General features: G+C 66.2%; 22 protein-coding genes. 10 read left to right on the forward strand and 12 right to left on the reverse strand.

Going from position 1 to position 21,919, the window contains the following annotated elements:
* Window positions 1-60: 60 nt before the first annotated feature.
* Complete coding sequence (gene dnaK, locus K7W03_RS03260) at window positions 61-1,959, reverse strand: molecular chaperone DnaK (protein ID WP_048577023.1); 1,899 nt, start codon at window positions 1,957-1,959, stop codon at window positions 61-63.
* Window positions 1,960-2,136: 177 nt separating this feature from the next.
* Here dnaK and K7W03_RS03265 point away from each other — a divergent pair, with 177 nt between their 5' ends.
* Window positions 2,137-2,607 (forward strand): copper chaperone PCu(A)C, encoded by a 471-nt coding sequence (locus K7W03_RS03265; RefSeq protein WP_025551915.1) that lies wholly within the window; start codon window positions 2,137-2,139, stop codon window positions 2,605-2,607.
* Window positions 2,604-3,089: a hypothetical protein gene (locus K7W03_RS03270; RefSeq protein ID WP_061936462.1), complete on the forward strand. Its 486-nt coding sequence runs from the start codon at window positions 2,604-2,606 to the stop codon at window positions 3,087-3,089. Before K7W03_RS03265 ends, K7W03_RS03270 begins: the two co-directional genes overlap by 4 nt.
* Before the next feature lie 153 nt (window positions 3,090-3,242).
* Here K7W03_RS03270 and K7W03_RS03275 read toward each other — a convergent pair whose 3' ends face one another.
* From K7W03_RS03275 to secB, 4 genes are all read right to left on the reverse strand, one after another.
* A complete protein-coding gene (locus K7W03_RS03275; RefSeq protein ID WP_025551911.1) occupies window positions 3,243-3,893 on the reverse strand; it encodes a DUF4136 domain-containing protein in 651 nt (216 codons plus the stop codon).
* A 198-nt stretch (window positions 3,894-4,091) separates the two neighbouring features.
* Window positions 4,092-5,096 (reverse strand): tryptophan--tRNA ligase, encoded by a 1,005-nt coding sequence (gene trpS, locus K7W03_RS03280; protein WP_222885553.1) that lies wholly within the window; start codon window positions 5,094-5,096, stop codon window positions 4,092-4,094.
* A 4-nt stretch (window positions 5,097-5,100) separates the two neighbouring features.
* Window positions 5,101-6,690 (reverse strand): murein biosynthesis integral membrane protein MurJ, encoded by a 1,590-nt coding sequence (murJ, locus tag K7W03_RS03285; protein WP_222885554.1) that lies wholly within the window; start codon window positions 6,688-6,690, stop codon window positions 5,101-5,103.
* 153 nt (window positions 6,691-6,843) lie between these two features.
* Window positions 6,844-7,341 (reverse strand): protein-export chaperone SecB, encoded by a 498-nt coding sequence (gene secB, locus K7W03_RS03290; RefSeq protein ID WP_025551907.1) that lies wholly within the window; start codon window positions 7,339-7,341, stop codon window positions 6,844-6,846.
* Between the two features lie 188 nt (window positions 7,342-7,529).
* On the opposite strand from secB, the gene K7W03_RS03295 reads away from it, so the two are divergent.
* The 4 genes from K7W03_RS03295 to K7W03_RS03310 all read left to right on the forward strand — a co-directional run bounded on the left by K7W03_RS03295 (window position 7,530) and on the right by K7W03_RS03310 (window position 11,760).
* On the forward strand, window positions 7,530-8,186 hold the full coding sequence (locus K7W03_RS03295; RefSeq protein WP_044661622.1) for a Tim44/TimA family putative adaptor protein: 657 nt from the start codon (window positions 7,530-7,532) through the stop codon (window positions 8,184-8,186).
* On the forward strand, window positions 8,183-9,439 hold the full coding sequence (locus tag K7W03_RS03300; RefSeq protein WP_222885555.1) for a murein transglycosylase A: 1,257 nt from the start codon (window positions 8,183-8,185) through the stop codon (window positions 9,437-9,439). The genes K7W03_RS03295 and K7W03_RS03300 overlap by 4 nt, the downstream gene beginning before the upstream one ends.
* A gap of 12 nt (window positions 9,440-9,451) precedes the next feature.
* Complete coding sequence (locus K7W03_RS03305; RefSeq protein ID WP_222885556.1) at window positions 9,452-9,985, forward strand: Smr/MutS family protein; 534 nt, start codon at window positions 9,452-9,454, stop codon at window positions 9,983-9,985.
* A 95-nt stretch (window positions 9,986-10,080) separates the two neighbouring features.
* The gene (locus K7W03_RS03310; protein WP_044661619.1) at window positions 10,081-11,760 is read left to right on the forward strand and encodes a putative bifunctional diguanylate cyclase/phosphodiesterase; all 1,680 of its coding nucleotides are present in this window, start codon (window positions 10,081-10,083) and stop codon (window positions 11,758-11,760) included.
* A gap of 175 nt (window positions 11,761-11,935) precedes the next feature.
* Here the strand turns inward: K7W03_RS03310 and dapE are convergent, their stop codons facing one another.
* Window positions 11,936-13,078, reverse strand: a complete 1,143-nt coding sequence (dapE, locus tag K7W03_RS03315) for a succinyl-diaminopimelate desuccinylase (RefSeq protein ID WP_025552008.1) — start codon at window positions 13,076-13,078, stop codon at window positions 11,936-11,938.
* Between the two features lie 181 nt (window positions 13,079-13,259).
* Here dapE and K7W03_RS03320 point away from each other — a divergent pair, with 181 nt between their 5' ends.
* Both K7W03_RS03320 and K7W03_RS03325 read left to right on the forward strand, forming a co-directional pair.
* Window positions 13,260-13,703 (forward strand): cupin domain-containing protein, encoded by a 444-nt coding sequence (locus tag K7W03_RS03320; protein ID WP_061936472.1) that lies wholly within the window; start codon window positions 13,260-13,262, stop codon window positions 13,701-13,703.
* Between the two features lie 20 nt (window positions 13,704-13,723).
* Complete coding sequence (locus tag K7W03_RS03325) at window positions 13,724-14,731, forward strand: S66 peptidase family protein (RefSeq protein WP_167706730.1); 1,008 nt, start codon at window positions 13,724-13,726, stop codon at window positions 14,729-14,731.
* Between the two features lie 150 nt (window positions 14,732-14,881).
* Here the strand turns inward: K7W03_RS03325 and K7W03_RS03330 are convergent, their stop codons facing one another.
* The 6 genes from K7W03_RS03330 to mutM all read right to left on the reverse strand — a co-directional run bounded on the left by K7W03_RS03330 (window position 14,882) and on the right by mutM (window position 19,470).
* On the reverse strand, window positions 14,882-15,235 hold the full coding sequence (locus K7W03_RS03330; protein ID WP_222885557.1) for a hypothetical protein: 354 nt from the start codon (window positions 15,233-15,235) through the stop codon (window positions 14,882-14,884).
* A 38-nt stretch (window positions 15,236-15,273) separates the two neighbouring features.
* Window positions 15,274-15,450 (reverse strand): hypothetical protein, encoded by a 177-nt coding sequence (locus tag K7W03_RS03335; RefSeq protein ID WP_165363329.1) that lies wholly within the window; start codon window positions 15,448-15,450, stop codon window positions 15,274-15,276.
* A 181-nt stretch (window positions 15,451-15,631) separates the two neighbouring features.
* Window positions 15,632-16,240, reverse strand: a complete 609-nt coding sequence (locus K7W03_RS03340) for a peptidylprolyl isomerase (RefSeq protein ID WP_222885558.1) — start codon at window positions 16,238-16,240, stop codon at window positions 15,632-15,634.
* A 176-nt stretch (window positions 16,241-16,416) separates the two neighbouring features.
* Window positions 16,417-17,832: a chromosomal replication initiator protein DnaA gene (gene dnaA / locus K7W03_RS03345; protein ID WP_222885559.1), complete on the reverse strand. Its 1,416-nt coding sequence runs from the start codon at window positions 17,830-17,832 to the stop codon at window positions 16,417-16,419.
* A gap of 442 nt (window positions 17,833-18,274) precedes the next feature.
* Complete coding sequence (gene rpsT, locus K7W03_RS03350) at window positions 18,275-18,538, reverse strand: 30S ribosomal protein S20 (protein ID WP_007687699.1); 264 nt, start codon at window positions 18,536-18,538, stop codon at window positions 18,275-18,277.
* Window positions 18,539-18,657: 119 nt separating this feature from the next.
* On the reverse strand, window positions 18,658-19,470 hold the full coding sequence (gene mutM / locus K7W03_RS03355; RefSeq protein WP_025551635.1) for a bifunctional DNA-formamidopyrimidine glycosylase/DNA-(apurinic or apyrimidinic site) lyase: 813 nt from the start codon (window positions 19,468-19,470) through the stop codon (window positions 18,658-18,660).
* A 125-nt stretch (window positions 19,471-19,595) separates the two neighbouring features.
* Between mutM and K7W03_RS03360 the strand changes: the two genes are divergently transcribed.
* A complete protein-coding gene (locus tag K7W03_RS03360; protein WP_025551633.1) occupies window positions 19,596-20,327 on the forward strand; it encodes a class I SAM-dependent methyltransferase in 732 nt (243 codons plus the stop codon).
* 49 nt (window positions 20,328-20,376) lie between these two features.
* Entirely contained in the window at window positions 20,377-21,918 is a 1,542-nt protein-coding gene (gene ubiB / locus K7W03_RS03365; protein WP_044661614.1) for a 2-polyprenylphenol 6-hydroxylase, read from the forward strand.
* Window position 21,919: the final 1 nt, after the last annotated feature.

Raw genomic sequence — 21,919 nt, forward strand, 5'->3', positions numbered from 1 at the left:
GCCCCCGGCGTCCCTGCCCCGTCAAGGCCATAACAGTCCTGACGGGGCAAGCACATCAGCTTACGCCTTGTTATCGTCCACTTCGGAGAATTCGGCATCGACGACATCGTCATCCGCCTTCGGCGCGTCCGCGCCCGGAGCAGCCGCAGCCGCCTGCTCCTTCTCGTAAATGGCCTGCCCCAGCTTCATCGCGACCGTGGCGAGTTCCTGCGCCTTCGCCTTCATGGCTTCCGCATCGCCGCCCTCGACCGCAGACCTTGTGGCCGCGATCGCGGTCTCGATCTCCGACTTCAGGCCAGCGTCGACCTTGTCGCCATGCTCGGAAAGCTGCTGTTCGGTGGTGTGGATCAGGCTTTCGGCATTGTTCTTCGCCTCGGCCGCCTCGCGCTTCTTCTTGTCTTCCTCGGCAAAGCGCTCGGCATCCTTGACCATCTGGTCGATATCGGCGTCCGACAGACCGCCCGAAGCCTGGATGCGGATCTGCTGTTCCTTGCCCGTGCCCTTGTCCTTGGCATGGACGTTGACCAGACCGTTGGCGTCGATGTCGAACGTCACCTCGATCTGCGGCACGCCGCGCGGCGCGGGCGGGATGCCGACCAGGTCGAACTGGCCGAGCAGCTTGTTGTCCGCCGCCATCTCACGCTCGCCCTGGAACACGCGGATCGTCACCGCCTGCTGATTGTCGTCGGCGGTCGAATAGACCTGGCTCTTCTTGGCAGGGATGGTGGTGTTGCGGTCGATCATGCGGGTGAACACGCCGCCCAGCGTCTCGATGCCCAGCGACAGCGGAGTGACATCCAGCAGCAGCACGTCCTTGACGTCGCCCTGCAACACGCCCGCCTGAATGGCGGCGCCCATGGCGACCACTTCGTCGGGGTTCACGCCGGTATGCGGTTCCTTGCCGAAGAACTCCTTCACGGCCTCGCGCACCTTGGGCATGCGGGTCATGCCGCCGACCAGCACCACTTCGCTGATCTCGCTCGCGGAAACGCCGGCGTCGGCCAGCGCCTTCTTGCAAGGCTCCATCGTCCGCTTGATGAGGTCGGCCACCAGCCGCTCCAGATCGGCGCGAGTGATGGTCTTGACCAGATGCTTCGGCCCATTCTGGTCAGCGGTGATGAAGGGCAGGTTGACTTCGGTCGACTGGGCCGAGGACAGTTCGATCTTCGCCTTTTCCGCCGCTTCCTTCAGGCGCTGCAAAGCCAGCTTGTCCTTGGTGAGGTCGATGCCTTCATCCTTCTGGAAGCCCGAAGCCAGGAACTCCACCAGCTTGGCGTCGAAATCCTCGCCGCCCAGGAAGGTGTCGCCATTGGTCGACTTCACCTCGAACACGCCGTCGCCGATCTCCAGGATCGAGATGTCGAACGTGCCGCCGCCAAGATCATAGACCGCGATGGTCTTGCCGTCCTGCTTCTCCAGCCCGTAGGCGAGCGCGGCCGCGGTCGGCTCGTTGATGATGCGCAGCACTTCCAGACCGGCGATCTGGCCGGCGTCCTTGGTCGCCTGACGCTGGGCGTCGTTGAAATAGGCGGGCACGGTGATGACCGCCTGCGTCACCGTCTCGCCCAGATAGCTCTCGGCGGTTTCCTTCATCTTCTGCAGGATGAAGGCGGAAATCTGCGAAGGCGAATAATCCTTGCCGCCGGCATTGACCCAGGCGTCGCCATTGGGACCCTTGGCGATGCTGTAGGGCACCAGCTCCATGTCCTTCTTGGTCATCGGATCGTCGAAGCGGCGGCCGATCAGGCGCTTCACGGCGAAGATGGTGTTGTCCGGATTGGTCACGGCCTGACGCTTGGCAGGCTGGCCGATCAGGCGCTCGCCGTCCTTGGTGAAGGCGACGATGGAGGGCGTCGTCCGCGCGCCTTCCGCATTTTCGATCACCTTGGGCTTGCCGCCGTCCATCACAGCGACACAGCTGTTGGTGGTGCCCAGGTCGATACCGATTACTTTTGCCATTGTGTCCTCTTTGAACCCCAAATCATATTCAGCGGTTGACGGCCCCATACCTCACGAAAGCGCCAAGGCAAGGGCGTTTGCGCAAGGGATATAGGCGTGCTTTCGCTTGGCACAAGAAGCTGTGACGATTACCTCCAGGAAACGATCGGAAACGGGACATTGAGGAAGCCTTTGCCCATGCGCGCATTTTACCCCCTAATCGCCCTTGCCGCCCCGCTTGCGCTCACGGCGTGCGGCGATCCCGCGCCCACCTATGTCGATCAGGCCTGGGTGCGGCTCAGCCCCAACAAGGACATGCCGTCCTCCGGCTATTTCATCGCCCATGGCGGCGATGCGGACACGGCGCTGCGCGGCGTGCTCACCGACTATGCGCTGAAGGTGGAGATGCACGAGAGCATGAGCGAGGGCGGCAGGATGACGATGAAGCCGCTCGACAGCGTCCCCATCCCCGCCAGGTCCACGGTCGCCTTCGCGCCGGGCGGCAAGCATCTGATGCTCTGGGGCGTCAACGACACGGCGATCGGCCGCGGCAGGATGACGCTCACTTTCCTGCTCGCCAATGGCGACCGCCTGCTGGTCGACGCCATCATCCAGAAGCCCGGCGCCGCCGCTCCCGTTCCCCCGCAAAAGGAGCATGAGGCGCATTGACCGGACGTCCGCTGACCGAGGCTGAAACCGCCCTGGCCCGGTCGGTGTTCGCCGCCGCCATCGATTATCGGCGGGTGCGGGTGCATGATCGCAAATGGTGGCCGTTCCAGCCGCGGCAAGTCACCATGGCGCCCGACGGCGACCTCTGGTTTCATCCGGAAAGCGGCCTGTTCTGCCCTGATTTCTGCGACAGCCCCCTGCACGTCCAGGGACATTTCATCCATGAAATGACCCATGTCTGGCAGGCGCAGCGGGGCGGCAGATGGTATCTGCCGCTGATGCGCCATCCCTTCTGCCGCTACGGCTATGAGATCGTGCCGGGAAAGCCGTTCCGCCGCTATGGCCTGGAGCAGCAGGCGGAGATCGTGCGGCATGCGTTCCTGTTGCGCCGCGGGGTTCCCGTGCACGGCAAGCCGCCGCTTCCGGTCTATGAGGCGCTGCTGCCCTTCGCCGGCCGGCAAGGGGTCGACGACGGACCGTGATTCGCGCCATGTGCCGGCGAAGGGCAGCAGCGAGACGGGCGGCCCGGTGCGATGGACCGCCCGGCGACCCTCGCGCTTTCCATAAGAAAAGCCCGGCGATCCTCGACCGCCGGGCAAAGGGGCATGGCTGGGAGCCGCCCTGAGGAAAGCCGCTCAGCCCTTCTTCTCGGGCGGCAGCGTGATCTTCACATTCTCGCCATTCTGGCCCGGAAAGCCGGTGAACATCGCATCGATCAGGTTCGGCACCAGATAGGTCAGCTTGTTGGAAAGCGACTGGGCCTGCGCCTTGCCCTCGAACAGGCGGCGATTGTCGGCGGCGCGGTCGATCTTCATGCTGAGGTCGCCGGTATAGACGGTATAGCTGGTCACGTCATTATAACCGCCGGGCCCGAACAGCCACGGGTCATAGAAGCCATAGCCCCAGGGGCGGCCCCAGCGGCCCCGCCAGCCCCAACCGCCGTAGAAGAACGGGTCGGGATTGCCGAATCCGGTCGATCGCACCTTTTCGCGCCCATTGTCGACGCCATAGGCCACGCGCACGATCAGGTCGGCCCGCGCGGGATCGCCGGCGGCGACATAGCCGGTCTGGGTCAGACGCTGGCTGACGAGGTCCGCATAATGCGAAAATTCAAGGCCGCCCGCCAGGCGCGGATCGTCCGCGACAACGGTGAAGCTCTGGCCGGCGGGAGCCGGAAGCTGCTGAAAGCGCGCCACATCCGCCTTGAAGGAACTCGCGCAGCCTGACAGCGCCACAAGCGCCAAAGCGGGCGCCGCGAGGAAGCCGATCTTTTTGAAACGGGTCATATTTCTTGCGTCCTGTACCAGGCACTTCGCCTGCCAAACATCTTGCGTCCTGCCATGGCAAAACGCAACTGAACATCGTTTGAACGCACGTAACGGGCGAACGGGCGCAAACCATGTCCTGCCATCCGTACGACGCCGCGGCATGGATTATTCCGTCACGAACCGGAAAGGGCCGCCGCTTTGGCGACCCCTGCGGCATCAGCGCATCAGTCCCATCGCGTCATAGGCCGCCCGCAAAGTGGGCGCGGCAGCCGCCGACGCCTTGGCCGCCCCCTTTTCGAGGATGGCGTCCAGCGCGGCGTCGTCGGTGCGCAATTCCATGAACCGCGCACGGATGGGGCGGAGCGTTTCCACCAGCAGTTCGCCCAGGGCCGGCTTGAACGCGCCGAAGCCCTTGCCGGCGAATTCGGCACAGACCGCGTCCACGCTCATGCCCGACAGCGTCGCATGGATGCCGAGAAGATTGTTCGCCTCCGGACGCCCGGCCAGCCCCCCGGCATTGTCCGGCAGCGGTTCGGGATCAGTCTTGGCCTTCTTCACCTTCTGCATGATCGCATCGTCATCGTCGGTCAGGTTGATGCGGCTCATGTCGGACGGGTCGGACTTGGACATCTTCGCCGTGCCGTCGCGCAGCGACATGATGCGCGCCGATTCCCTGGGGATGATCGGATCGGGCAGGGTGAACAGCTCCACGCCGAAATCGGTGTTGAACTTCGTGGCGATGTCGCGCGCCAGTTCCAGATGCTGCTTCTGGTCCTCCCCCACCGGCACATGGGTGGCGTTGTAGACCAGGATGTCGGCGGCCTGGAGCACCGGATAGACGAACAGGCCGATGGAGGCGCCCTCGCGGTCCTTGCCCACCTTGTCCTTGAACTGGGTCATGCGGTTGAGCCAGCCGATCCGCGCCGTGCCGTTCAGCAGCCAGCACAGTTCCGCATGGGCGGGCACCCGCGCCTGGTTGAAGAGGACGGAGCGGTCCGGGTCGATCCCGGCGGCGACCAGCGCGGCGGCCATGTCGCGGACATTGCGGATACGCTGTTCGCGCCCTTCATGCACGGTGATCGAATGCATGTCGGCCAGGAAGAAGAAGCACTGGCTCTCGCTGTCCATCTCGTCCTGCATCCGCACCCAGTTGCGGATCGCGCCCAGATAATTGCCCAGGTGCAGATTGCCGGTCGGCTGGATGCCGGAAAGGACGCGCATTCTTCTATCCGTTCTCTGTCTTGGTTGCACTTTTGCGCCGCATCAGCGCCTTCAGGTCCGAGAGCCGATAGGCGCCCGTAAGGAAGCAGGCCACCCCGTACAGCGCGATTCCCGCGCCGACAAGCACCGCCAGCGCCACATAGCGCTGGACCATCGCCCCGCCGAGCCATGGATCGAGCAGCCCTTCGCCGGCATAGAGCGCCCCGCCCATCACGACCGCCGCCACGGCGAGGCGGGGCAGGCGCCGCCGCAACTGCCCGTCGGCGGCGAAATGGCCGCGCTTCACCAGCGTCGAATAGAGCATCGCCACATTGACGGTGGAGGACAGCGCCGTCGCCAGCGGCGGCCCGACATGGCCCATCAGCGGGATCAGGACAATGTTCCCGACGATGTTGATGAGGATCGACAGCATCGCATAGCGGACCGGCGTCCTGGTGTCCCCGCGCGCATAATAGCCGGGCGTCAGCACCTTCACGAGGACATAGGATGGCAGGCCGATGGAAAAGGCGGACAGCGCCCAGCCGCAGCGCTCCGCATCCAGCGCGGTGAAGCGGCCATATTGGAACAGGCCCCGCACGATCGGTTCCGCCACGGTGATGAAGGCGACGGTCGCGGGCAGGGTCAGGAACAGCGCCAGTTCGATGCCGCGGTTCTGCGTGTCCATGGCCACTTGCTCCTGGCCCGTCGACAGCAGGCGGGAAATGGTCGGCAGCAATATGGTGCCAAGGCCGATCCCGATCAGCCCCAGCGGCAACTGGTTCAGCCGGTCGGCATAATAGATATAGGTGATGGAGCCTGAGGCGAGCAGCCAGCCGGACAGGGCGGTGGAGATCAGCAGGTTGATCTGCGAAGCCCCAGCCCCCGCCGCCGCCGGCACGATCAGGCGGAGCAGTTCCTTCACATCCGCATCCAGTCGCGGGCGCTTGAGCTTCATCGACACGCCCGCCCGGCGGCAGGCCCAGATCAGCCACAGCAATTGCAGCGCCCCGCCCACGGTGACGGAAATCGCCTGCACCCGCGCGGTTTCATATTCGTCGGCGCCGTGGAACAGCCACAGCCCCGCGATCATGGCGATGTTGAGCAGGATCGGCGCGGCGGCATTCACCCAGAATTTCTCGAGCGAATTCAATATGCCGCCCAGCAGGGAGGCAAGGCTGATCAGCGCCAGATAGGGCAAGGTGATCCGCGAGAGCGTCACCGCGAAGGCGAATTGCTCCGGCGTCGGGTTCTGGCGGGAAAAGCCGCCGGAGAGCGCCCATGTGATCGGCCAGGCCGCCGCGATCAGCAGCGCGGTGAAGACGACCAGCACCGGCAGCAGCACGGCCAGCGCCCGCTCAGCGAAGCGATAGCCGTCCGCGACCCCACCCGGCCCCGCCGCCTTGCGGTTGAACATGGGGATGAAGGCGGCGGAAAAGGCGCCCTCGGCAAAGAGGGCGCGGAACATGTTGGGCAGGCGGAAGGCGACGCCGTTGAAGGCGTCCGACGCGAATCCCGCGCCGACATAGCGCGCCGCCAGCGAATCGCGGACAAGGGCCAGCACCCGGCTGGCGAGCGTCAGCCCGCCCACGGAACCGAGGGCTTTAGCGAGTTTCATGCGCACGCCTCTGCCACATGCTCTCCGTTCGTCCTGAGTAGCCGCTGAGCTTGCCGAAGTGGCGTATCGAAGGATCTGATATGCACAATGCTTCGATACGGGCCTTCGACAAGCTCAGTCCCTACTCAGCACGAACGGGTGAGTGCGCTCCATTCAGGCGTGGCCGGCCGGCTCGCCTGCGGTCTGCGCCATGGCCTGCGCCTGCTGGACATAGAGGCCGCCGAAATCGATGGGATCGAGCAACAGCGGCGGGAAGCCCCCGTCGCGGATCGCGTCGGCCAGCACGCGGCGGGCGAAGGGGAAGAGAAGGCGCGGCGCTTCGGCCAGCATGAAGGGCTGCATCTGGTCCTCGGGCACGTTCCGCATGCCGAAGATCGCGGCATAGACCAGTTCCACGGCAAAGGCGGTGCCCTGCGGCGCGGTGGCCTTGACCTCGATCTTCAGGGATACTTCGACGACTTCCTCGCCCACCTTGTCGGCGCCGATGTTGAACTGCACGTCGATCTGCGGCTGGTCCTGCCACTGATAGACGGCGGGCGCATTGGGGTTTTCGAAGGACATGTCCTTCACATATTGGCTGATCAGCGCGATCTGGGGGCCATTGTCGGCGCCATTGCCGGTGGTCTGAATGGTATCGGCTTCCTCGGCCATCTCATTTCCCTGGTTTTTAAGGTTTGCCTGGCGGGCGGAATGTCCGCGCATGTCGATCCGCGCGCTTAGCAGGGGCGGCAGGAGGGGGCAATGCGGCACATGAAAAGCGGCCATTTGAATATGCGGGGAAACATGCCTATGTTGGTTGCGTTACAGTTTCAGATTCAATCCAAAGGGTGCCTGACCCCGTGTATGTGATCGTCATCCTCGCCATGATTGCCGGCTTTCTGGCGTTGCGGCTTTATTCGGTGCTCGGCAAGCGGACCGGGCATGAGCAGGAGCCTGCGCTTCGCCCGGCGGAGGAACGCGCCAAGGTGACGATCGTGCAGCCGCGCCCGGTTCCGGAAATGGCGGGCGATTCGGTGCGGCTGTCGGACGGGCTGATCGCTCCCGGGGGCGAAGCGGGCGTCCGCGCGCTGATCGCGGCCGACCGCAGCTTCGACGTGCCCCAGTTCGTGGAGGGCGCCAAGGCCGCCTACAAGATGGTGCTGGAGGCGTTCTGGCGCGGCGACCGGCAGGAACTGGAATGGCTTTGCGATGCCGATGTTCTCGCCTCCTTCGAGGAAGCGATCGCGGCGCGGGAGGCGGAGGGCCATGTCCTCGACAACCGCCTGGTCCGCATGGAAAAGGTGCAGATCGTCGACGCGGGCGTCACCGGCCGCATGGCGGAGATTTCCCTGCGTTTCGAGGCGGACATCGCCGCCGTCACCCGCGACCGCGACGGCAATGTCGTCGCCGGTTCGCTGACCGACGCTGTCGGCACCAACGACATCTGGACCTTCACGCGCGACCTGCGCAGCACCGATCCCAACTGGAAGCTCAGCGAGACCGACGAGGCGGCATGAGCCTTCGTCAGTCGTGGGGCGCGCTGGCCGCGGCTTTGCTGCTGTCCGCTTGCGCCGGCGGCGTGATTCCGCCCGGCGCGGGTGGGCCTGCCCCCTCAAGGCCGCCTCGCGGCGCTGAGACCGCAACCCGCCCCGTTCCCGCCACTCCCCGTCCGCCCGTGCCGGTCACGCCTCCCGCGACCGCGCCGGCCGATACAGCCAATGCCGTCAGCGCCGGAATCGCCCCCGGCCCGGCCATCACCGACCTCATTCCGTCGGGCGAGCGTTCGCGCAAGGCGTTGCAGGCGTTCCGCCTCTCCTGCCCTTCGCTGATGCGGCGCGGCGACCAGAGCGGACTGACGCGCGGCACGGACTGGAACAGCGCCTGCGCCGCCGCGTCGAGCTGGCCGGAGGCGTCGGCCGGCGAATTTTTCGCCCGCTATTTCGAAGCGGTGCAGGTGGGCGACGGAAAGGCCTTCGTCACCGGCTATTATGAGCCGGAGATCGCGGGGTCGCGCACGCGGCAGCCGGGTTACGAGGTGCCGATCTACCGCCGCCCGCCCACGCTCATCGACGTCAATCTGGGCCAGTTCAGCGACAGCCTGAAGGGCAGGACCATTCGCGGCAAGGTGGACGGCAGCAATCTGGTGCCGTTCGACGAACGGTCGCAGATCGTTTCGGGGTCGCTCGCCGGCAAGGGGCTGGAACTGGCATGGGCCGCCGATCCGGTGGAATTCTTCTTCCTCCAGGTGCAGGGCAGCGGCCGCCTGCTGCTGCCCGACGGCGGCGTGATGCGGATCGGCTATGACGGGCAGAATGGCCGCGACTATACCGGCATCGGCAAGCTGATGAAGGATCGCGGCCTCATCCAGGCCGGGTCGATGCAGGACATCATGCAATATCTGCGCGCCCATCCGGCCGAGGGCGCGGCGATCGTGAACGAGAACAAGAGCTTCGTCTTCTTCCGGGAACTGACCGGCGCCGGCCCGCTGGGCGCGATGGGCGTCGCCGTGACGCCCGAAGCGACGGTGGCGGCCGATCCCCGCTATGTGCCGCTGGGCGCGCCGGTGCTGCTCTCGCTGGACCGGGCGGAACCCAATGGCATCTGGATCGCGCAGGATACCGGCGGCGCAATCAAGGGCGCAAACCGCTTCGACAGCTTCTGGGGCGCCGGCAGCAATGCGCGCAGCATCGCGGGCGGCATGTCGGCGCGGGGCAGCGCGCTGATCCTGCTGCCGCTCGGGTCGGCGGCGCGCCTGGGTCAGCAGCCCTGACATCATGCTGCGATGCCCCGACGCGGTCTCACCTCCGATGAACAGGCGCTCTGGACGGCGCTGACCCGCTCCGTAAGGCCGCTGAGGCCGGGTGCGCGCATCTCTTCCCTTCCGACGCCGCCAACCCCCGCAAAGGACGGGACAGGGTTAACGGCTCCCTCCGCTCAGGCATTCGCGACGGCCCCGGCGCGCACTCCCGCAGCCACTCTGGATTCGGGCTGGGAGCGCCGAATCCGTAGCGGAAATCTGACCCCGGACATGACCATAGACCTGCACGGCCACAGCCTGTCGGCGGCCTATTCGCGGCTTAACCAGGCGCTGGCCTCGGCCTGGGCAAGGGACGTGCGAATATTGCTGGTGGTCACGGGGAAACCGCCGAAAAGCCCCTCCGCCAGCGGCGGTTCGCGGCGGGGCGCCATCCGCGGCGAGATCGGCCACTGGCTGGAAACCAGCAGCTATGCCGACCGCATCGCCAGCGTGCGGATCGCGCATCGGCGCCATGGCGGCGACGGCGCCCTCTACGTCATCCTGCGGCGCAAAAAATAAGCCTTTCGGACTGATTCACTGACCTTTTCTTAACCACTGTCCTTCATATCCCACTGATCCAGTCCAACGCCGGGCTGGCGGGGGTAGGGAGACTCATGCAGGGCGTGACATTGACGAGCCGCGCCACTGCCTTCGCCTGCGCCGCGGGGGCGCTGGTGTTCATCCTGTCCCTGGTCCTTGGGCAGGGGCAGGCGACCGACATGGACGGCATCGGCCGCTCCCTCATCATCGCGATCCTGTGCGGCACGCTCAGCTGGGCCTCCGCCCGCCGTACCGTGGCCACCACTGCCAGCGCCATCGACGGTGCGACCGAACGCCTGCTGGCGGCGGCCCATGGCGACCTGCAATCCGCCGTGCCGCGGGACATAGGCCGGGAATTGCCCGACCTTTCCGTGGCGATGGAAAGCCTGTTCAGCCAGGTCCGCACGAACCTGGACCATGTTCAGGCGCTCGCGCTGTTCGATCAGGTGACCGGCCTTCCCAACCGCGCCAGCTTCTGCCGGCAGGTCGAACGGCTGCTGGCGGAACGCAGCGAAGAAGGGCTTGCGGCCCTGTTCTTCATCGACCTGGACGGGTTCAAGGGCGTGAACGACACGCTGGGCCATGCGGCGGGCGACCAATTGCTGGCGCGCGTTGCCGGCCGCCTGCGCGAAGTCGCCATGGCGCAGGCCAGCGCGGGCGCGGGCGATTGCCTGATCGGCCGCCTGGCGGGCGATGAATTCACCCTGTTCGTCCCCAGCATGCCCGATCTCGACACGGCGGGCCGCATTGCCCGCGCCATCCAGTTCGCGCTGCGCGAACGCTTCGACCTCGGCAGCCAGCATATCGACCTGGGCGCGTCCATCGGCGTCGCCTGCTATCCCGAACATGGCGACACGCTGCCCGCGCTGCTGCGATCGGCGGACATCGCCATGTATCATGCCAAGCATCAGGGCCGTAACCGGGCCGAGATGTTCACCACCGAACTGGCGCTGGAAGCCGCCGACCGCGCGGAGCTGGAGCGCGACCTGCTGCTGGGCCTGCAACGGGACGAGTTCCTCCTCGAATTCCAGCCGCAGATCGAAATTTCCAGCGGCCGGGCGATCGGCGCCGAAGCGCTGATCCGCTGGGTGCATCCGGAACGCGATCTGGTGATGCCCGGCTCCTTCGTGCCGATTGCGGAAGAAAGCGGCGCCATCGTGGCGCTGGGCGACTGGGTCATGAGCCGCGTGTGCGAAACGGCGGCGCGCTGGGCGCAGGCCGGGGTGAGGCAGCGGATCGCGATCAACATCTCCTCCCGCGAACTGGGGCAGGCCGACTTCTTCATGCGCCTGCGCCATGCGATAGACGCGCATCGGGCGCCGGCGATCATGCTGGAACTGGAGATCACGGAATCGCTCGCGATGGAGATGAAATCGCGGACGCTGGACCAGATCCGTGCCCTGCGGCGCGACGGCGTGCGCATCGCCATCGACGATTTCGGGACCGGCTATTCCAACCTCTCGCGGCTGCGCGAACTGCCGGTCGACCGGGTGAAGATCGACCGGTCGCTCGTCCGCGACATCGCCGTTTCCGCCGAAGCGCGCACGATCTGCAGCGCCGTCGTCGGGCTGATCCAGGGACTGGGCATGGAAGTGGTGGTCGAGGGGGTGGAGACAGAGGCGCAGATGGAAATGCTGCGCGTGATCGGCTGCACGCTGTTCCAGGGCTATCATCTGGCCCGGCCCATGGGGGAGGAGGATTATCTCGCCCGCTTCGCCGCGCCAGCGCCGCTGGTCCGGCATCGCTCCGTCTGAAGCGGATGGCCATGCGCATCCCGCTCCTCATGGGGCGGGATTTCATTCCCTTCCGTCCTGACCGGATTCCTAACGTTCGACAGGACCGGGACAGGCCGTTCCGCGCAACGCTCCAAGCTTTTATTGCCGCATCCTTTTAGGCGCAAAACCGGTTCCCACTTTTGCGCACGATGCCCTAGCTCGCCAGCGCCTTCGCCGTAACCAGCCGGTAGATTTCGGTGAGGTCGCGCAGGTCGGCCAGCGCCACCGCCTCGTCCAGCTTGTGCATGGTCGCATTGTTGAGGCCGAATTCCACCACCGGGCACAGGCGCGAGAGGAAGCGCGCGTCGGACGTGCCGCCCGTGGTCGACAGGTCCGCCTCCACCCCCGTCACGTCCCGGATCGCGCCCGCGACCATGTCCGACAGCATGCCCGGCTCCGTCAGAAAGGGTTCGCCGCTGATCTTCGCTTCCACCCTGCCCCCTTCGGCCGCGGCGATGGCGGTGATGCGGTCGACCAGTTCCGCGCCGCCATGTTCATTGTTGAAACGGATCGAGATGCGCGCCTGCGCCGCGGCGGGGATGACGTTGGTCGTCGGATTGCCGACATCCAGATTGGTGATCTCGATATTGCTCGCCTGGAACCAGTCATTGCCCTCGTCCAGCACCAGCGCATCGATGGCGGACAGGATGCGGATCAGGCGCGGGATCGGATTGTCGGCCAGATGCGGATAGGCGACATGGCCCTGCACGCCGTCGACATGGATCCACATGTTGACCGATCCGCGCCGGCCGATCTTGATGACGTCGCCCAGCCGCTGCGAGGAGGTCGGCTCGCCCACCAGGCAAAGGTCGGGACGCAGCCCATGGGCGGCCATCCGCTCCATCAGGGCCAGCGTGCCATGCACGGCCGCGCCTTCCTCATCGCCGGTGATGATCAGGCTGATCGTGCCGGGCAGGTCTTCGGGCAGGTGGTGCAGGGCGGCGACATAGGCGGCGATGGCGCCCTTCATGTCGACGGCGCCGCGCCCATAGAGCAACTCGCCGCGCACCTCCGGCCGGAAGGGATCGCTCGCCCAGCCATTGCCCGGCGGGACCACATCCAGATGCCCGGCAAAGGCGAAATGCCTGCCCGGCCCCGTCGTCCGCCATGCCAGCAGATTTTCCACCGGGCCGTCCGGCGCCTCCCCCGCCAGGAAGCGGTCGACGGTAAAGCCCAGCGGTTTCAGCATCGCCTCCAGCACGGCGAAGACATCCCCCGTGGCCGGCGTGACGGAGGGACAGGCGATCAGCTTCTCGGCTATGTCGATCGGGTTTGCATCGGCGCTGGTCTTGTTCATGGGGTTGCGTTAGAGCATTTTGAAGCTGGCTGAAACAGTCAGCGGCTCGCAAAATGCGTGCAGGCCGACGTGCATTTTGAAGCTGGCTGGAACAGGCGCGGCTCGCAAAATGCGGTGGTGCACAGCGCGCATTTTGAAGCTGGCGGGACCGCCGGCGCCAACGCCGGCAGGAGGATATGTCATGCCCAGGATCGACCTTGCCGCCATCGAACAGACCGATCGGACGGGCTATCCGCCCGAATATGCGGATGCGGTAGCGGGGCGATGGGTGCGCAGGCTGGGACCGGCGACCGGCCTTTCCGATTTCGGCATCAGCCATGTGGTTCTGAAGCCCGGCGCCGCATCCTCCCAACGGCACTGGCATGAGGATGAGGACGAATTCCTCGTCATGCTGAGCGGCGAAGCGATGCTGATCGAGGAAGGAAGCCGAACGGCGCTGCACGGCGGCGACATGGCCTCCTTCCCGAAGGGCGATCCCAATGGCCATCATCTGGTGAATGAAAGCGGCGAGGATTGCGCCTTCCTGGTCGTCGGGCGCGTTCCGCTGGGCGATGCGCATTATCCCGACATCGACATGCAGTGGGTCGAGGGCAGCTACCGCCGCAAGAATGGAAGCAGTTTTTGAGGCTGGACCGGCGGGCATTGATGGCCGCGCTGGGCGCTGCGATGGCGGCTCCCGGGCTTTCGGCCGCGCCCCTTGCGGGCGTGGTGAAGCCGCCCCGGCTGCGCCCCGGCGACAGCGTGGGCCTGATCGAGCCGGCGGGCTTTACCGACGACAGCTTCGACCTCGATCTGGTCAAGGAAACGATCGTCGCCATGGGGCTGGTGCCCAGGCCCGCCCGGCATCTGGTCGAACGCTACGGCTATCTGGCCGGGACGGATGCCGACCGCGCAGCCGACGTCAACGCCATGTTCGCCGATCAGCAGGTGCGCGCCGTCTTCGCCACCCGGGGCGGATGGGGCTGCGCGCGCATCCTGCCCTATCTGGACTTCGCGAAGATCAGGGCCAATCCCAAGCTGCTGATCGGCTTTTCCGACATCACCGCGCTGCATCTCGCCTTCGCGGCGCGGGCTGGCTTCGTCACCATCCACGGGCCCAATGCGGCCAGCAGTTGGCCGCGCTTTTCCTGGGATGCCTTCCGCGCCGTCGCCTTCGATGGAGCAACGCCGCTGATGACCAATCCGGACGGGCATGAGGACCGGCTGGTGCAGCGCAGCGGGCGCATCCTGACCTTCCGGGGCGGAAAGGCCAGCGGGCGGCTGCTGGGCGGAAACCTGACCGTGCTTTCGACGCTGATGGGAACCCCGTGGCTGCCGGATTTCGACGGCGCGATCCTGTTCATCGAGGATGTGAGCGAGCAGCCCTATCGGATCGACCGGATGCTGACCCAATTGGCGCTGGCCGGCCTTCTGGGCAGGGTGGCGGGCGTGGTGTTCGGGCAGTGCACCGATTGCGGTCCCGGCGGCGCCTCCTATGGCGGGTTCACCCTGGCGGAGGTGTTGCGGCAGCATCTGGCGCCCCTTGGCGTCCCCGCTTTCCAGGGCGCGCTGTTCGGGCATGTCGCCAGCCAGTTCAGCCTGCCGGTGGGCTGCCGGGCGGAAATCGACGCCGACGCGGGAACGATCCGCCTGCTGGAACCGGCGGTCCGCTAGGGAGCATCGTGCATAAAGGCCTGTCCCGACCCCGGCGAAGGGCGGGAACCGGCTTCCGCCTGAAAGCATGCGACGACAGGACCCGGAGCGCGCGACCGGCGCCCGCTTCAACGCAGCGCCCCCTGAAGAACGGCCGACATGCAGTCGGGGTCAGTCCCTGTCGTCGGCGGGCCTGACATCGGCGCCGCGGCCATCGGGCGGGACGAGCGACCTGTCCTCGACTTTCAGGACAAGCGTTCGGAAGCCGGGTTCGGGCACGTCCTTCGTCCTTTCGGCAGTGAGGATGACGGCCCCGTCCCTCTCGGCCCACCGCCCCTCCGCGAACAGGTCCAGCGCGCCATAGACCAGATACCATTGGAAGCGGCCGTCTGGATGGAGCATCAGTTCGGACCCCGTCTCCATCACGCCGCGCAGATAATAATGCCCCGCCCGCTCGGAGGCTTGCGCCCAGGCCGGCCCGGCCAGGAAGGCCGCAAGGGGGAGGAGTGCCGTGAGGACGCGCATCCCACGATGCTATCGCAAGCGGCCTCGGCAGAACAGGCCTACCAGGCGCGGGGGCTGTGCCCGACGCGATGGGAGACCTGCTGCTCGATCTCGTTGAGCTGGGCCTGGCTGAGCACGCCGGAATGAAGCAGCTTGCGCATCAGTTCATCGACCAGCGCCGCGAGAAAGTGAAGCTCCGCCCGTTCGGACAGGGTGTCGTTGCTGTCGACCTGCATGGCTTGCTCTCCGCAAAAAGCTGAACCTTAAAGGGGAAAGCGGCAAGGCATAGAGCCGACCGCGCAGGGCATCCCTCATTGGAGGCGGCCCGGCGAATATGGTTAACGATGCAGCGGCATCAGGCCAGCCGCGCTGCCGCAAGAGCAGGAGCCCGGCTCAGGGCCAAGGTCAGGGCCAAGGTCAGGGAAGGCGGCGCGCCGTCAGGATCGTCACCGGCTGCTCCAGCATCTGCCCCTTCATCACGCCCTCGCCGGCGGTGGGGGATTTGGGGGCGGCGAGGATCGTCTTCACGACATCCATTCCCTCGATCACATGGGCGAAGACGGCGAAGCCCTGATTGTCGCCCGCCGCTTCGGGATGCGCGTCCATGCCGGGCATCTTGCCCAGCACGATGAAGAAATCCCCGGTCGCGCTGCCGGGCGCATAGCGGGCCATGGAAAGCGCGCCATCATCATGGGTAAGGCCGGTCTGGCTGGTCGGCTCATGCTTGACCGGCGGCAGGATGCGCTTGGGATCGTTCTGCGCCCCGCCCTGCACGAAGCCATAGTCGGCCGAACCGACGCCGCGGTAGAAGCTGGCGCCGTCCAGCCGCTTCTGATCGACATAGCGCAGGAAATTCGCCGCCGTCGCCGGCGCCTGCGCAACATGCACCGCGATCAGGATGCCGCCGGCGCCGGTGTCGAGCGCAACCCGCACATCGGCAGGCGGCGGCGCAGCAGCAGGGCTCTGGGCTAGGGCGGGAGCAAGGGAGAAGAGGGCGGCCAGGAACAGGGCGAGTTGTCGGATCATGGCGCGAAGCCTAGAGCCAATCGACATTCAGCCCTGACGGCCTGCAAATGACGCTTTTCCGTGCTTCCGGTGCTCACGTACCTTGAGTACGCTGCGCTCCGGGTCACGGAAAACCACCATTTTCGGCTCGTCATCATCTGAATGTCGATTGGCTCTAATCCAAAGCCGCCCGCCTGTCAGCCTTCCAACTGGCGCTGCAGGGCGCGGATGTCCGCGTCTATGTCCGGATTGCTCTGCCGCAATTCCTCGATCGTGCGCACCGCGTGGATCACGGTGCTATGGTCGCGCCCGCCGAAGATACGGCCGATCTCGGGCAAAGAACGCGGCGTCATCTTCTTGGCCAGATACATCGCCACCTGGCGCGGACGGGCGACCGCCCTCGCCCGGCGCTTGGAACGCATTTCCGCCGCGTCGATCTTGTAATGCGCGGCACAGGCCTTCTGGATCTCGTCGACGGTGATGCGGCGGGCATTGGCCCGCACCGCGTCCGCCAGCATCGCCTGCGCGAACTCCAGGTCGATCGATCGGCCGGTAAGCTGGCCATAGGCGATCAGCTTGTTGAAGGCGCCTTCCAACTCGCGCACATTGGAACGGATCGACCGCGCCAGGAAATCGACCACCGCGTCCGGAACCGGCGGGTCGCCCGCAATGGCGCGCTTGGCCTCCAGGATCGCGAGGCGCAGGTCGAGCCCGGCGGGACGGATGTCGGCCACCAGCCCGCCGGCGAGGCGCGAGAGGATGCGCGCATCGATCGCGTCCAGCATCTGCGGCGCACGGTCGGCGGTCACGACGATGCGGGCGCCCGAATCGATCAGGTCGTTGATCGTGTGAAGAAACTCCTCCTGCGTCGAACCCTTGCCGGCGATGAACTGGATGTCGTCGATCAGCAGCAGCCGCGCCGCGCGCAGCCGCGCCTTGAACATCATCGTTTCGTTCGCCCGCATCGCGTTCACGAATTCCATCATGAACCGCTCGGCCGACATGTAGAGCACGGGGGCCGAGGGCGAATGCGCGGAGAAGCCCTGGGCGATGGCATGGAGCAGATGGGTCTTGCCCTGCCCGGTGCCGCCATGGATGAAAAGCGGGCTGAAACGCGGCTGGCTCCTGCCCGCCATGGCCTGCGCGGCGGAGAAGGCGAGATGATTGGTCTCGCCGGTCACGAACTGGTCGAAGCTGTGGCGCGGCTGGAAATTGGATGCGGGGGCCTGATCGTCCGCCACCCCGCCGTCGTCCACGGCAAGGGCCTCGGCCGGCGGCAGTTCCAGAACCCGGGGCCCCACCGCATTGGGGGCGCGGCGCAGGCGCACCTCGCGCACGCCGGCGCCGGCGCAGCGCCATGCCATGCGCAGCCGATCCCCGAACTGGCCCGACACGAAATTGGCGGTGAAGTCGGAAGCGAACAACAGGTCCAGCGTCTGCGATTCGGGGCAATAATCGCCCAGTTGCGCGGCCTTCAGCCACTGGTCGAACATGCGCGCGCCGATGTCGCGGCGCAGCCCGGCGCGAATGGTCGCCCAGGCAGTCTCCAGGCGCGCATTCTGCTGCGTGTCGAGACCGCTCAAACTTCCAATCACTGCCGTAATATCCTTCATAAACAGTCGACCCCCATCAACTGCACCCCATAGGCAGGGGCGATGCGACGCAGAGACCCGTTCCGGAAAAGCCCCGCCTTCCCGAATCTCGTGCATCAACCAACCATCTGATGACCGCCGGAAATTCGATTCGAGTGGCGGCCGGAGGATCAAAATAGACAGGCCTGCTTCGCCGGATCAAGGGCGCTGCCAGTCAAAAATGTGAAATAAAGCCGTTGACTCGGCAAACCCCGCAGAAAAGGCCGGTTTGAAAAATTATCCAGCAATTTCAATATATTATTACCTTCTCCGAACCGTCACCCCTCTCGAATCGAAGGAGAATCGCCGGAAATCGGGGCTTCCTCCAAAATGACCTTTTGGTGAATGAAACATGAAAAAGCCCGCCCCGCATCGACTGCGGGGCGGGCCTGTTCTGACCGACGAGCTGGAAAGTGGCTGGGTCTTAGCCGAGCGCGCTGACGCGCTTCGTCAGGCGGCCGAACTTGCGGGCCGCGGTGTTCTTGTGCAGCACGCCGCGGGCGACGCCGCGGGCGAGTTCCGGCTGGACCGACTGAAGCGCCGTGGTCGCGGCAGCCTTGTCGCCGGCGGCGAGGGCGGTTTCGACCTTCTTCACCAGGGTGCGAATCCGGCTGATGCGGGCGCCGTTGATCTCGGCGCGGCGGGCGTTGCGGCGGATGCGCTTCTTGGCTTGCGGCGTATTGGCCATTTACTGTCCTCGGTTCTCGTCAAATCTCGTGAAGGAGCCCGTCGGAATCCCCAACCGGCTCTCGTGAAGGTGCGCCCCTTACAGGGGAACAGGGGTTGCGTCAACCGCTGAGCGCCCCGCTATTTCTGGCATTTCGGGCAGAAAAAGGTCGATCTGCCCCCATCCACGCGGCGCCTGACGGGCGTGCCGCAATGGCAGGCTTCCCCCTCGCGGCCATAGACCCGCCATTGCTTGGAGAAATAACCCAGTTCGCCGTCGGGCCGGGCATAGTCGCGCAGCGTCGATCCGCCCGCGGCGATGGCGGCGGTCAGCACCTCCCGAATCGCGTCGACCAGCAGGGCGAGGCGGGCGCGGCCGATCCGGCCCGCTTCGCGCGTCGGGGCGATGCCGGCCATGTGGAGCGCCTCGCAGACATAGATATTGCCCAGCCCGGCAACGATGCGCTGGTCGAGCAGCGCGGCCTTGATCGACGCCGCCTTGCCCTTCAGCGCGGCGGCCAGCGCATCGGCCGTGAAATCCGGCCCCAGCGGCTCGGGTCCCATGCGGGTGAAGGGGTTATGGGCCTCCCACGCCTCGCTGCGGACCAGGTCGAGCGAGCCGAAGCGGCGCGGGTCGTTGAGCGACAGAAGCCGCCCTCCCCCGGTCCCGATCAACAGATGGTCATGCGGCCCGATCTCCGCCGGATCGATTCGCCAGCGGCCCGACATGCCGAGGTGGAAGATCAGCGTGTCGCCGCGGTCGGTGTCGATCAGGCCGTATTTGGCGCGGCGCGACAGGCCGGTGACGGTGGCGCCGGTCAGCCGCTGGCGCAGGTCGACGGGTATCGGAAAGCGCAGGTCGGCGCGGCGCGGCTCGACCCGCGTCAGGAGCGAGCCCTGCAGGACCGATCGCAGGCCCGCGACGGTGGTTTCGACTTCGGGAAGTTCGGGCATGGCCCTCTATGGAGCGCCCCGGACCGCCCGGCAACAGGCCTCTTGCCGCATGCGGCGCGCCATGGACATTTTACCCGATCTCGGAGGTTTCCTCTCCCCGGAAAAATGCTCTAGAGCGTGCGCCCATGAGTGAAACCGCTTCCTTTGGCTATCGCGATGTCGAAGCCGCCGAAAAACAGGGGATGGTCCGCGCCGTCTTCTCCAATGTGGCGTCCAAATATGATCTGATGAACGACGCCATGTCGGGCGGCGCGCATCGGCTCTGGAAGGACCAGTTCGTCAGCCGGGTGAAGCCGCGCCGGGACGAGCTTATCCTGGACATGGCGGGCGGCACCGGGGACATCGCCTTCCGCATGCATCGCCATGGCGCGCGGGTGACGGTTTCCGACATCAATCCCGAAATGCTGGCCGTGGGCGTCGATCGGGCGAGGAAGAAGGGGCTGGAAGGCCTCATCTGGTCGGAGCAGAATGCCGAGGAGCTGAGCTTCGCGGACCGGGCGTTCGACGCCTATACGATCGCCTTCGGCATCCGCAACGTGACCCATGTCGACAGGGCGCTGCGCGAGGCGCATCGGGTGCTGAAGTTCGGCGGGCGCTTCTTCTGCCTGGAATTTTCCACCACGACATGGCCGGGCTTTTCCGACGTCTATGACGTCTATTCGCACCGGCTGGTGCCCAGGCTCGGCAAGCTGCTGGCCGACGATGAGGACAGCTATCGCTATCTGATCGAATCGATCCGCCGCTTCCCCCCCATGCCGGCGTTCGAGCGGATGATCCGCGACGCCGGCTTCGTGCAGACGAAGGTGGAACCGATCCTGGGCGGGCTGGTGGCGATCCATAGCGGGTGGAAAATCTGATGGGGCGCCCGTCACGTCCTTCTCCCGCAGGGGAAGGGCATAAATAGCGATGCCTTCCCACCTCACGCATATCTGGCGGCTGCTGAAATGGGGCCGCACCCTGGCGCGGCATGGCGCGCTGACCGGGATCGAGCGCGATCCGCTGACGCCGACGCCGGTGCGGCGGCTGGTGCGGGTGGCGCGGCTGGGCGCGCGGGTGCCCCGGCAGCCACGCTATGCCGACGCCTTCCAGTCCATCGGCCCGGCGGCGATCAAGCTGGGCCAGACGCTGGCGACGCGCCCCGACCTGGTGGGGGAGGATGCGGCGAACGACCTGCTGCGCCTGCAGGACGCCCTGCCCCCCGTGCCGTTCGCCACCATCCGCGCGCAGATGGAGCAGAGCTTCGGGCGGCCGCTGGAAACGCTCTACAGCCGCTTCGACGAGGTGCCGGTGGGCGCCGCCTCCATCGCGCAGGTGCACCGCGCGGTGACGACGGACGGGCGCGATGTCGCGGTGAAGGTGATCCGCCCCGGCGTCATCGACCAGTTCAATCGCGACATCCAGACCTATGAATGGGCCGCCGCCCATGTCGAGATGCTGGGCGGCGAAGTGGCCCGCCTCCGCCCCCGCCTCGTCATCGCCAACATGAAGCGCTGGACCGCGCGCGAACTCGACCTGCGGCGGGAAGCGGCCTCGGCTTCGGAACTGGGCGAGGCGATGGAGGCCATGCCCGGCTATCGCGTGCCCGCCATCGACTGGGACCGCACGACCGGCAAGGTCATGACGATGGAGTGGATCGACGGGGTCAAGATCTCCGACCGGGACGCGCTGATCGCCGCCGGCCATGATGTGAAGGAAATCGCGGCAAGGCTGGTCAACGCCTTCCTGCGCCAGGCGATCGCCGAAGGCTTCTTCCATGCCGACATGCATCAGGGGAACCTGTTCGTCACCGCCAATGGCGACATCGTCGCGATCGACTTCGGCATCATGGGCCGCATCGACCGGCGCGCGCGGATGTGGCTGGCGGAAATCCTCTACGGCCTCATCACCGGCAATTACCGCCGCGTGGCGGAAATTCACTTCGAGGCGCAATATGTGCCGGGCCATCACAATGTAGAGGAATTCGCCACCGCGCTCAGAGCCGTGGGCGAACCGATGCGGGGCAAGCCGGTGCGCGAACTGTCGGTCGGCGGCATGCTGGACGGCCTGTTCGCCATCACCCGCGATTTCGACATGCAGACCCAGCCGCACCTGCTGCTGCTCCAGAAGACGATGGTGATGGTGGAGGGCGTCGCGACCGCGCTCGACCCCGACATCAACCTGTGGGAGACGAGCGGCCCCTATGTGAAGGAATGGCTGCGCGCCGAACTGGGGCCGGAGGCGAAGGCCGCCGACGCGCTGATCGAGAATGTCCGGATCTTGCAGCGCCTGCCGGGCCTTGTGAAGCGGATCGAGGAAGCCTTTCCGGAAAAGGGCGGCGCCCCCCCTCCGCCGCCCCTGACGGAGGTCAGGCTGATCCGGGTGGGCAGCGGCTGGCGCTATATGCTCGTGGCCTTGCTGGCGGGGATGGCCGGCGCGGGCGCGATGGCGGCGGCTACGACCTTTTGGTGAC

This window comes from Sphingobium sp. PNB (assembly GCF_019873065.1).
Taxonomy (GTDB): Bacteria; Pseudomonadota; Alphaproteobacteria; order Sphingomonadales; family Sphingomonadaceae; genus Sphingobium; species Sphingobium fuliginis.